This window comes from Alcanivorax sp. DSM 26293, assembly GCF_900107995.1.
In the GTDB taxonomy this organism is placed as follows: domain Bacteria; phylum Pseudomonadota; class Gammaproteobacteria; order Pseudomonadales; family Alcanivoracaceae; genus Alcanivorax.
Genome location: NZ_FNUM01000005.1, coordinates 290579 through 301538 on the forward strand (window position 1 = coordinate 290579; position 10960 = coordinate 301538).

A 10960-nucleotide genomic window follows, 5' to 3' on the forward strand; every position below is an offset into this window, starting at 1 on the left:
TCAGTGTCCTTGCTGATGGAACCAGGGGTAGCGCCATTGCGAATAGCGACGCAGCAGGAAGTCGATGGCAAACGCCAGCAGGGTGATCCACACCACATAGGGCAGAATCACATCCATGGCCAGATAGCGCCGCACCAGGAAGATGCGATAACCCAGCCCTTCGGTGGCGGCGATAGCCTCGGCGGCGATCAGGAACAGCCAGGCCGGGCCCAGCGACAGCCGTACGGCACCGATCAACCGTGGCATCAGCTGGGGCCAGACCAGCCGGGTGATGATCTGCCAGGTATTGGCGCCCAGGGTTTGTAACTTGATGATCTGCTCGTTGGGGATTTCCAGGGCACGCTGTTGCAGATCACGAATCAGAAACGGGGTAATACCGATGATGATGAGCATCACCTTGGCCAATTCCCCCAGGCCAAAAATAATAAATAGCACTGGCAGGATCGCCATGGGTGGCACCAATGACAAACCGGTAACCAGGGGGGACAGAGTGGAGCGGATATAGGGAATGGTGCCATTGCCGATCCCCACCACCAGGGCAATCAGGGCACTGATGGCCACGCCGATGCCCAGCCGTTGCAGGCTTGCCAGGGTGTCGTTAAGCAACAGATAGTCGCCGCTGCGTTTGCTGGGTTCGAATGCCATGCGCTGGATGGCATCCACAAAACTGCCCAGCGCCGGCAGCAATTTGTCATTGGGGTTTGCCGTCAGACGCGCATCGGAGGCCACCATATAGACAATCAGCAACAGCACGAAAGGCAGCAGACCCAATGCCCAGGTGCCCACGCGTCCCGGTTGACGGTTGATCAGTTTTTTCATGGCAATTCCCGGTGATGGTTGAAGCGTCAGACGCCTTGATCCGGCGTCTGACGGTTTTTCTCTACAGCGTTCCTTCCGCTGCCATTGCCATGTAATCCGGGATAAAGCGCAGCTTCACATTGCTGTCGCTGCCGTAGATGCCTGCGGGCGTTTCAATGCCCACAAAGCCGGCGTCAGGGGCGCCTTCGCCCAGTAGCCCATGCTGGAAGGAAAATTCCGCCACTTTCTGCATGGTGTCTTTCAGCTCCGGGCTGTTGACGAAGGCCACGGCCTCGGCGGGCTGATAGAACATGCGGGTGGATTCCAGTTGCGCTTCATAGCCGGCCAGGTCAGTGCCGGAGGCGTTGGCCATGAAGGTCCGGGCGGCCTTGCCGGCCTCATCATCGGCGGACATGGTGGCCATGATTTCGTACCAGGCGCCGGTGAGTGCCTTGCCGAATTCCGGGTTGGCTTTCAGGGTGTCGGTGTTGACCACCATCAGGTCGATGATTTCACCGGGGATCTGCGCCGAGTCGAACACCTTGTGGCTGTCCGGCATGGCGGTGATTTCGCTGAGCAACGGGTTCCAGGTGGCCACGGCAGTGACACCTTTGGTGGTGAAGGCGGAAACCAGATCCGCATCCGAGGTATTCACCACGGTCAGGTCGCGCTCAGTCAGCCCCACGGTTTCCAGTGCCCGCGCCAGCAGGTAGTGGGAAACGGACAGTTCCACCAGGTTCACCTGCTGCCCCTTGATGTCGGCCAGCTTGTCGGTGCCTTTAAGGACCACGCCGTCGTTACCGTTGGAGAAGTCACCCACGATCAGGGCGGTGGAATCCACGCCGCCGGCGGCGGGAATGGTCAGCGCGTCCATGTTGGTCATGGCGCAGCCGTCATAGGCGCCAGCGGTGTACTGGTTGATGGATTCCACGTAGTCGTTGATCTGCACCACGTCGATTTCGATGTCGTACTTGTCGGCCCATTTGTCGACGATCTTCTGTTGGGCGCCATAATCCCAGGGCATCCAGCCCACATAGATGGACCAGCAGATGCTGAAGGAGTCTTTGGCCAGTGCGGTCACCGGCATGAGGGAAGTGAACAGGGCAATTGCTGCAACGGCAGCGGTCTTGCGTACGGAAAGGGTCATCTCGGACCTCCTTGGCTACGGACGATGAGGAATCCAATGACAACGTGGTCATCGTGTCCTCCCGGGCTTTTGTCCCGCCGTGTAACCTTCAGCCGCGAATCATGCCAACGACTGCAAGAAGGTCGACTGCTCTCGGACCAGGCATCGGCTGCGCTATCTGTCGGCGCAGGCGACCGGAACCCTAGCGGTCTATTGGTTCAAATTGTGTTGAGTTGGAAGCCTCTGAATGACTGGGCATGCAAGGAGTCATTGAGAAGCTTCCTAATGGCAACGTGGCCATTCGATTCCTCTCTTTGAAACGAAGCAAAGGGGATGCCAAGTGGTGATAGTAAGAAAAATCAGTAGGTTGGCGCAGAGGGAAAACGAATCGGGAAGAAAGGTGGGCAGTGACGGGGCATTGCCAGCAGCAATGCCCCCAACTGGTGCGGTTATTCCGCGTGGGGTTGATGTTCGATGAAATCCACCAGCGCCTGCCAGCTCACCTGGTCCGCATGGGCATCGTAGCCCACCGGCATGTCAAAGCGTTCCGCCACCGCATCCGCCTTCGGATTGGTGAAACTGTGTTTGACGCCGGGGAAGCTGAGCAGCTGGAAATCGGCACCGGCCTCGGTCATTTCCTTGACGAAGCCGGTGACCTGTTCGGCGGGAACCATCGGGTCGGCCTGGCCGGTCGCCGCCAGAATACGCGCCTTGATGTCACCTGGCTGGGCGGGTGTGTCGGTACCCAAAGTGCCATGGAAGCTGGCTACACCGGCCAGATCGGTCCCCATGCGGGCCTGGTTCAGGACCACGCCACCGCCGAAGCAATAGCCAATGGCGAACAGGCGACCGGCTTCTACCTGTTGCTGTTTCAGCATCATCTTGCGGGCGGCTTCGAAACGGGCATTCATCTTCTCCGGCTCGGCCATGGCAGATTTCATGAAGGCTTCCGCATCCTTCGGGTGAGTGGCCACCTTGCCGGTGCCATACATGTCCACCGCCAGGGCGGTATATCCGGCCCGGGCCAGCATACGGGCACGGTCGCGGGCATAGTCGTTCAGCCCCCACCATTCGTGGATCACGATCACCCCCGGGCCGGGTTTTTTCTGTTTGTCATTCAGGTACATGATGCCGGTGCCGAGATCGTCGGGCAGGGTGACACGGGTTTCAATGATGTCGCTGAATACGGTTTGACTCATCATAAACAGGGATACCATCAGCAGCAGTCGTTTCATTGCAGGTCCATCGTGGTAGTGGGTTGGGGCGCCTCTCGATCACCGATTGCGAAGGCGGGCTTGCAGGATATTCGGAGACTTCCTAGTCGTGCCATACCCAGCGTAGCGGTTCACCGAAATCGTCGTAGATCAGCTTGCGGCTGGGGCGTGGGGTCAGCCGTTGGCGGCGAGGTTTGTGCTTGCGCGCATCAATAGCCGCAGCCACCTGGCTCAGATCCGTGCGTTCGGGCTGTCGTGGGCCGTTGAACAGGACAGTCTGGTGTCCCTTGCTGTGGACAGGATCCGTGCCACTCACGCCACGGGGGATCTCCTTGATCTTTCCGCCCTTGGACAGATAGCGCTCCATGTCGCGCTCAAGCTGGTGGCGTTGCTGTTCTTTGCTGCTGCGAACCTTCACAGGACTCACCGCCGGATAATAATGGGTGACCATTCACAATATCAGCCTCTGGGGGAGGCATCTACCTCCTGACCGGGCTCACTGGGCCAGCGCATCGCGGATGGCCGCTTCCAGCTCTCCCCCTCGCGGCTCGGCGGAGGCCGGGAAATGGCGGATATCCTTACCGTCCGCGGAGATCAGGTATTTGTTGAAGTTCCAGCCCGGTGCCTGGGTGGCGGCGCCCAGGGCCTGGAATACCGGGTTGGCGCTGTCGCCTTTCACCGCGCTGGTGGCTGCCATGGGGAAGGTGACGCCGTAATTCACATAGCAGACTTCCGCTGTATCGGACTCGCTGTCCAATTCCTGACGAAAATCATCCGACGGGAAACCCAGGACGATCAGCCCCTGTTCCCGGTAAGTCTGGTACAGCGCCTCAAGATCCTTGAACTGGGGGGTGTAACCGCACTGGCTGGCGGTGTTGACCACCAGTGTCAGCTTGTTGCGGGTTAGCGCGCACAAATCCAGTGTCTGCTGGGAGTGCAGCTTTCTGACGGTGGTGTCCAGGGCGTCGGCACACTCATCCGCCGCTTGCGCCGCAGGGGTCAGTAACAAGACAAAAAGAAAGCCCAGGTAACGGACCATGATGATCACTCCATGAAATTGTCTGCACAGGATTCATGAAAGCTGATCAAGATGGCGCGAAGAGAGTCACATTATCGGGCAACCAGTGCCGGAGTCTCGAAATGCACCTGTTTCAGGCCATGGCGCATAAAGGTACGGATATTGGCGTGGTCGCTGCCTTCCGGGTTCCCCAGCACATCGTGGCGGAAGAAATGCCCGAAGCAGGCGAGCGTCTGCTCATCGGACAGATTATTGAGCTTGGCGAACGCGAAAATCTTGCAGGACCCCTCATTGGTGCCGGCTTCATTCACCACCTGGTCGTCACCACTGCCATTGGTAAAGCGGGCAGGGGTGTAGTCATAGTGCTCGGCGATGACCTCTTGAACCTGCTCGAAGGCAACGGCATCGGGAACCAGTTTCAGAGCAAACAGCAGGGTTTGAAGGGAATTGCTCATGGGGAGTCCTGTTCCTGTCAGAGAAAGGCGCAAAGGGTAGCGGCATCAACGGAACAGGGGAAGGGGGGGAGACATGGTTACCCGTTGGAGCCTTGTTCACACAGCGAAGAGGTTCTCAAACCACTTTGGGTATTCGCCTTGCCAGCAAGGGTCCAACGGTGGGTGCTGCCCGTTCTTCTTTCGGAGAGCCCGTTACTGTAGCGCCGGGTCTTTCGGCATCACCATGCCCGTGCCCTGCAGCGGGTCACAGTTCTTCAGCACCACCTTGCCTTCGAGCATGTTGCCCCGGGAATATTCCTGGAAGATGCACTCGTTGGTTTCCGGGTTGTAATTCTGGATCCACAGGTTGTCGCCTTTCCAGGTGGCACCGATGTGGTACTGCTCTGCAGGCACCTTGATGTTCATGGTGCCGCCAAAGCGTTTCACAAAAATCTGTTCCAGCCAGAAGTAGTAGGCCAGGGTTGCCACCAACCAGATTACGGCGGCAATAATCAGTGCGGGTTTCCATTTGCCCAGGCGAACGCCGATGCCGAACAGGGCACCGATGACAAGTACCGCAACGAGAAACCAGTAAAGGTAGGTAATCATGTTTTCTTCCTTGTTGTCTGAATCGTCTCTGGCATCATAGCAGCCAGTAAAAAGCGGGATGTAAAAACCATGCAAGAGTGGTGGGTGTATATGCTGCGCTGTGCGGACCGGACGCTCTATACCGGTATCAGCACCGAGCCGGCTCGACGCCTTTACGAGCACAACCACAGCCCGAAAGGTGCACGTTACACCCGTGCCCGCCGGCCGGTACAGCCGGTGCTGCTGGTGCCTGCGGGAGACCGGGCGTCGGCATCGCGGCTGGAAGCTCGGCTCAAGCGGTTGACCCGTCGCGAAAAACAGCAGTTACTGGCGAACCTGCGCGATGACAAGCGCAAGGAACCGCTGTCATTCTGGATTGAAGGAGCAGAGAACCATGACACTTTGGCGTAGCCTTTTTCTGGTCATGCTGGCCGGCTGGCTCAGCGGCTGTGGCATCAACAACATTCCCACCTATGACGAACAGGTAAAGGCCGCCTGGTCGCAGGTGGAAAACCAGTATCAGCGCCGGGCAGACCTGATCCCGAATCTGGTCAATACCGTGAAGGGCTACGCCAGTCACGAGAGAGAGGTGCTGGTGGACGTGACCGAGGCGCGGGCCAAGGTGGGGTCCATCCAGGTGGATGGCAACATACTCAATAACCCGGAAAAACTGAAACAGTTCGAGCAGGCCCAGCGTCAGCTCGGCTCCGCCCTGCAACGGTTGATGGTGGTGGCGGAACGCTACCCGGACCTGAAGGCCAATCAGAACTTCCTGGCCCTGCAGTCGCAACTGGAAGGCACCGAAAATCGCATCAGCGTGGCGCGCCGTGATTACATCGCCGCCGTGCAGCAGTACAACACCGAAATCCGGACTTTCCCGGGGCGGCTGTGGCACAGCTTCCTGTACAGCGACATGGAAATCCGTGAAACCTACGAAGCCACCGCTCAAGAGGCGGATCAGGCGCCGGCCGTCAGCTTCGAATGATGCGTTTATTCTCGCTGCTGATCCTGTTGTTGGCGTCGCCCTTGTGGGCGGCGCCGGAATTTCCCGAACTCACCGGCCGGGTGGTGGACAACGCCAACCTGATGACCGCCGCCCAGCGTCAGAGCCTGAGCCAGGCACTGGCCTCGGCGGAACAGAACACCTCCAACCAGGTGGTTGTGGTCACCCTGGCAGATCTGCAGGGCTATGAGATCGCCGATTACGGTTACCAGCTGGGCCGTCACTGGGGCATCGGTAGCAAGGAATCCGATAACGGGGTCCTGCTGATCGTCGCCCCCAATGATCGCAAGGTGCGTATCGAAGTGGGTTACGGCCTGGAGGGGGTGCTTACCGATGCCCTCTCCAGCGTCATCATCCAGCAGGAAATCCTGCCCGCCTTCCGCCAGGGCCAGTTCTACGGTGGCATCCAGGCCGGTGTCACCGCTATACAGGCAGCCATCAAGGGCGAATATCAAGGCGAGCGCCAACCCCGTGACAAACCCAGTGGGCTCAAGGCCCTGCTGATACTGATCGGCATGGTCGTGGTCACCTTCCTGCTGTCCTTTGGCGGCGGCGGGGGCCGGGGAGGCCGACGTGGCGGCATGTTTATGCCGGTGCCCATGGGCGGCTTTGGCGGCGGTGGTGGTTTCGGTGGCGGCGGCTTCGGCGGCGGCGGTGGTGGATTCGGAGGCGGTGGCGCTTCCGGTGGTTGGTAACGGGGAGATTAAGAATGTTGCTGGATAAGAATGCACAGGATGCCCTGGCCCAGGCCATCAACGCCCAGGAAAAACGCACGGATGCCGAGTTGGTCACCGTGCTGGCTCGCCAGGCGGATGACTATCGTTATGTGACCCTGCTGTGGGCCGCGCTGCTGTCCCTGCTGGTGCCGGTGGCGCTGTTATTCCTGCCGGTCTGGCTGACGCCCTTTGAAGCCTTGCTGCTGCAATGGGGCGTCCTGCTGGTGCTGGCGGTACTGTTCCGCCTCAAGCCGGTGCAGTTCCGGGTCGTGCCCCGTCGCCTGCAACGGATGCGTGCCGCCGGCCTGGCCCGGCAGGCGTTTCTGGAGCAGGGCCTGCACCGCACCCGTGGCGGCACCGGTCTGCTGATTTTCGTCAGCGAAGCGGAGCACTACGTGGAAATCCTGGCGGATCAGGGCATTGCCCGACATGTGGACGACAGCGAGTGGCAGACCATCGTGGATGCCTTCATCGCCCGGGTGAAAGCCGGCCGGGTGGCGGAAGGCTTCCAGGAATGCGTGGCCGCCTGCGGCGACAAACTGGCCACCCACGTGCCCGCCACGGAGTCCAAAAACGAGCTGCCCAACCACTTGATCGTGCTCTGACCGACGAACGGTTAACTCCTTCATTTTCCTCACAAAAAGCCTGCCCTGTGCAGGCTTTTTTACTGTGAAATCAGATATTTGACCGAATTCGCATTTTCTTGAATATGAGCAAACAGGGTTATTGCACCGGGTAAAAGCTTCCGGTAACAAGAGAGAGCAAAGGTAAAACTCACGAATAAAAATACCGGCTCACCCCGAATAAGGACTGAGCGGTCGTCACCTCAAAGCAGGGTCGCCATGGACCTTGATGTAGCTGCTTTGACACAGCGAGGAGAGAGACGATGAGACTGTTTCGCGAAAAGAGCGCTGCTGCCATCCCCCCGGTGTTGATCACCGAGTCCAACGACGTGGAGCGCCTCAAAGCCATTGCCCGCAACACCGCTGCCTTCGATCTGGGTGTCCAGGAGGTGGAATGGGAAAACGACCTCCCCGATGATCACGGCTGCATGCGCCTGAAACTCAGCGGCGACTATTACTTTGTGATCCGTCCCTGAGAGTGCGGGTCGTCTTGCGATATACCCTGATGTGGGTAGCCGGCGTGAAGTCAACCGTTACAGGCGAAGAACGCGACGCCTGAGACGGCGCTCACCCCTCTGGTATCCTTCCTGCCTCGTGATAAAGTCGTACCTGAATCAACAATGATCGCAGGGAGCGACACATGAAAACCCCTTTGCTTGCTACCACCGCCATCCTCGGCGCTATCACTCTTTCCACCCCGGTCTTTGCCTCTCACAGTGTCTATGGCGTGCTCAAAGGCGGCTGGACCGATCTGGATGACCGGGATATCCCCTCCGAAGTGGACACCACCGATACCACCGTCTCGCTGCTGGGTGGCGTCAGCTTTCCCCTGGCCCGCGATAGCTTCTCCGTTGGCGTAGAAGGCGGCGCGGTGTGGCTGGGTGACTACGGCGACGGCAATGAAGTCGATATTTCCGGCATCGAAGCCGCCGCCATCGGCAAGGCCCGCCTCGCCACCGGCACCGACCTGTTCCTGCGCGCCGGCGCCCTGCGCTGGGACGCGGAATTCGACCACGGCAGCGACGAAGACGGCACCGACGGTTTCTGGGGGGTGGGCTTCAGCTACGGCCTCGACAACCTGAAATTCCGCGGCAGCGTGGACCGCTATTCACTGGATGACGCGGATGTGGAGGCGTATACGCTGGGGTTGGAGTATCGGTTTAACTGATTAACCCCGCCTCCGGTTTTGTAGGAGCTATGCTTGCATGGCGAATGGAGCTCGCTAGTCACAGAGGAAGTGATGGAATGCAGGAAGTAAGATCGAATTTGTACCCTTGCCGGCATTGTAGTGAAACAGGTATTTGCACATCCGGTGAAGAAGGAAAAAGCTGCCGGGCTTGTGTGAAATATCACGAATTGAAAGGCCGGGAATTTACCGGCCTGGCGTGTGGTACCTGTGGAGGGCTGGGGCAGTCAGAACCCATAACAGAGAGAATGAACAAGCGAATCAAGCCTGTGCTGGCGATGATTATCGTTTTCTCGGTCCTTATCTTTATCTTTCTTTTGGCACTGACCAAGAATCCACATTTCCCCGAGTTTCTGGCTTTTGGTGGCACTCTGATTGGAGGGATAACAGCGTTTTATTTTAATGCCAAGAGTGGCAGTGCATAGTAGGTTCTTCATATTGAGATTGGGATATGGGGTGCATATTTTTACTCATATATAAGTAAATTATCGCCATAATGTTGATATTTACTCATATAAGAGTAAATATATGGCTATGGATATTCTCCCCGAAATCGGCCAGAACCTCCGCCTGGCGCGTCGTAAGTCATACCCTGATGACACCCTGGAGGACTTTGCCCTGCGCATTGGTGTGAGCAGGGCGACGCTGCAGCGGATGGAGAAGGGAGATCTGAGTGTGTCTCTGGGCAAATACTTCCAGGCGGCAACCTTGCTGGGCCTGGAGGCGCCTTTCCATACCTTGCTGAAGCCAAAGCAGAGTCTGTTCGATGATTAGGCAGCGCTACGACCTGTACCTGAATACCCGGCAGACCGGCATCGTCCATGCCGCGGACGTGGTGCTGGTGGAGGAATCCGGTTTCCTGACCCGGGTGGGCTTTCGATATCGGCCGGACTATCTGGCTGAGCCCTCGGCGTTCCCCATCGATCCGGTGCAGCTTCCCCTACAGAGCGGTCCTTTTGAATTCGAATGCCACAGGGGGGCAAGCCCTGCCTTTCTGGATGACTACCTGCCGGATAACTGGGGACGCAAGATCCTGGTGCAACTGGCGCTTTTCAGAGACAAAGAAAAGCTCAATGCCTATAGCGTCATTGATACGTTGGCGATGCTGGGCAGCAGCCGCATCGGCGCCATATCACTGGTCCGACAGGGTGAGGCGCCGCAGTTTGATTCGGGGTACGCCATCGATCAACTGGGCGCTGCGGAGCAGGCGGCCCAGCAGATCGATCAGATAGACCTGGGCGGCGTCGACCTTGATGAAATGAGCCTGCTTTACCTGGCCAATGCAGGGACCGGCGTGGGCGGCGCCCGCCCGAAAGCCCTGTTGTTTAATGGCGGGGGGCAGTACCTAGCCAAATTCAACCGCATCACCCATGACAGCTATAACAATGCCCGGGTAGAGCTGGCTTGCTTGAAGATGGCCCGTGCGGCGGGCATCCGGATGCATGACGGCAAGATCATTGAAGGGATCAACGGCCGTGAAGTGTTGTTGCTGGACCGTTTTGATATGGATGGCCCGGCGAGAAAACACCTGATTACCGTCAACGGACTTCTCAAGGAACCTGCCTCGCAGATGGACCTGGGCCAGGCGTTCCGTTACGACCATGTCAGCGACCTGATCAAGAAATATTCCTGCCAAGTGGAAGAGGACCTGATACAGCTTCTCAAACTCATGCTTTTCAATCGCGCCATCAACAATACCGATGATCACGAGCGCAACTTCAGCCTGATGCACAGCGAACAAGGCTATCACCTGGCACCGGCCTATGATCTGGTGCCGAGCCTGACCACCAACATGCACCATGCCGCCAGCTACCAGTATCAGGCTTACCCGCCAACACCTACCGAGGCGCTAAACGAGGGGAGAATTTTTAAATTACCCCGTGGCAAGGTGGAGAAGGCAGCGCGGGAGGTGATTGGTGCAGTTGAGCTGTGGGTGGAGTTCGCCGCAAATGTTGGGGTTGCTGATGAGGATATTGAGAAGGTATCCCGAGTGATCAAGGTCTAGGCTTGGGAAGTAGATGATTAATGGGTGCGACTTGCCGTTGATGACCGTTGTGCCATAAACCAGTATCCGAGATGTTAAATACAACTCTATAGGCGTTGCATGTCTCTAGTTATAGACACCACAGACTATGTTGGAAAATATCAAGAAGCGCATCTGGTAATCACCCCGAAATTTAGCCCTGCTCAAAAGTAGAATTTTCTCGTAACCTAGCACGAAGGAGATTCTGCATGAAGAAGTCACGATTTTCGG

General features: G+C 57.9%; 16 protein-coding genes and 1 riboswitch. Of the genes, 9 read left to right on the forward strand and 7 right to left on the reverse strand.

Annotation, left to right across the window (positions count from 1 at the left end; translation table 11 throughout):
- From C4S63_RS11295 to C4S63_RS11325, 7 genes are all read right to left on the reverse strand, one after another.
- The gene (locus tag C4S63_RS11295) at window positions 1-819 is read right to left on the reverse strand and encodes an ABC transporter permease (RefSeq protein ID WP_063508462.1); all 819 of its coding nucleotides are present in this window, start codon (window positions 817-819) and stop codon (window positions 1-3) included.
- A gap of 61 nt (window positions 820-880) precedes the next feature.
- Window positions 881-1945 (reverse strand): putative urea ABC transporter substrate-binding protein, encoded by a 1065-nt coding sequence (locus C4S63_RS11300; RefSeq protein WP_063508461.1) that lies wholly within the window; start codon window positions 1943-1945, stop codon window positions 881-883.
- Between the two features lie 56 nt (window positions 1946-2001).
- Window positions 2002-2141: riboswitch (guanidine-I (ykkC/yxkD leader) on the reverse strand.
- Window positions 2142-2373: 232 nt separating this feature from the next.
- On the reverse strand, window positions 2374-3159 hold the full coding sequence (locus tag C4S63_RS11305) for a dienelactone hydrolase family protein (RefSeq protein WP_062817410.1): 786 nt from the start codon (window positions 3157-3159) through the stop codon (window positions 2374-2376).
- A gap of 82 nt (window positions 3160-3241) precedes the next feature.
- Window positions 3242-3589 carry a hypothetical protein gene (locus C4S63_RS11310; protein WP_234999998.1) on the reverse strand — a complete coding sequence of 116 codons (348 nt, stop codon included), beginning with the start codon at window positions 3587-3589 and terminating at the stop codon, window positions 3242-3244.
- 45 nt (window positions 3590-3634) lie between these two features.
- Window positions 3635-4177 carry a glutathione peroxidase gene (locus tag C4S63_RS11315; protein ID WP_103917608.1) on the reverse strand — a complete coding sequence of 181 codons (543 nt, stop codon included), beginning with the start codon at window positions 4175-4177 and terminating at the stop codon, window positions 3635-3637.
- A 71-nt stretch (window positions 4178-4248) separates the two neighbouring features.
- On the reverse strand, window positions 4249-4611 hold the full coding sequence (locus C4S63_RS11320; protein WP_062817409.1) for a HopJ type III effector protein: 363 nt from the start codon (window positions 4609-4611) through the stop codon (window positions 4249-4251).
- A gap of 192 nt (window positions 4612-4803) precedes the next feature.
- The gene (locus C4S63_RS11325) at window positions 4804-5199 is read right to left on the reverse strand and encodes a hypothetical protein (protein WP_103917626.1); all 396 of its coding nucleotides are present in this window, start codon (window positions 5197-5199) and stop codon (window positions 4804-4806) included.
- Between the two features lie 69 nt (window positions 5200-5268).
- On the opposite strand from C4S63_RS11325, the gene C4S63_RS11330 reads away from it, so the two are divergent.
- From C4S63_RS11330 to C4S63_RS11370, 9 genes are all read left to right on the forward strand, one after another.
- On the forward strand, window positions 5269-5589 hold the full coding sequence (locus C4S63_RS11330; protein WP_103917609.1) for a GIY-YIG nuclease family protein: 321 nt from the start codon (window positions 5269-5271) through the stop codon (window positions 5587-5589).
- Complete coding sequence (locus tag C4S63_RS11335) at window positions 5573-6163, forward strand: LemA family protein (protein ID WP_062817406.1); 591 nt, start codon at window positions 5573-5575, stop codon at window positions 6161-6163. Before C4S63_RS11330 ends, C4S63_RS11335 begins: the two co-directional genes overlap by 17 nt.
- A complete protein-coding gene (locus C4S63_RS11340; RefSeq protein ID WP_234999999.1) occupies window positions 6160-6876 on the forward strand; it encodes a YgcG family protein in 717 nt (238 codons plus the stop codon). The genes C4S63_RS11335 and C4S63_RS11340 overlap by 4 nt, the downstream gene beginning before the upstream one ends.
- A 14-nt stretch (window positions 6877-6890) precedes the next feature.
- Window positions 6891-7502, forward strand: coding sequence for a TPM domain-containing protein (locus C4S63_RS11345; protein ID WP_062817405.1), 612 nt, complete (start codon window positions 6891-6893; stop codon window positions 7500-7502).
- A gap of 281 nt (window positions 7503-7783) precedes the next feature.
- Window positions 7784-7996 carry a hypothetical protein gene (locus C4S63_RS11350; RefSeq protein WP_062817404.1) on the forward strand — a complete coding sequence of 71 codons (213 nt, stop codon included), beginning with the start codon at window positions 7784-7786 and terminating at the stop codon, window positions 7994-7996.
- A 164-nt stretch (window positions 7997-8160) separates the two neighbouring features.
- The gene (locus C4S63_RS11355; protein ID WP_103917610.1) at window positions 8161-8688 is read left to right on the forward strand and encodes a hypothetical protein; all 528 of its coding nucleotides are present in this window, start codon (window positions 8161-8163) and stop codon (window positions 8686-8688) included.
- Between the two features lie 77 nt (window positions 8689-8765).
- Complete coding sequence (locus C4S63_RS11360; protein ID WP_103917611.1) at window positions 8766-9131, forward strand: molecular chaperone DnaJ; 366 nt, start codon at window positions 8766-8768, stop codon at window positions 9129-9131.
- 103 nt (window positions 9132-9234) lie between these two features.
- A complete protein-coding gene (locus C4S63_RS11365; RefSeq protein ID WP_103917612.1) occupies window positions 9235-9480 on the forward strand; it encodes a helix-turn-helix domain-containing protein in 246 nt (81 codons plus the stop codon).
- Window positions 9473-10711, forward strand: coding sequence for a type II toxin-antitoxin system HipA family toxin (locus C4S63_RS11370; RefSeq protein WP_103917613.1), 1239 nt, complete (start codon window positions 9473-9475; stop codon window positions 10709-10711). Before C4S63_RS11365 ends, C4S63_RS11370 begins: the two co-directional genes overlap by 8 nt.
- The last annotated feature ends 249 nt before the right edge of the window (window positions 10712-10960 follow it).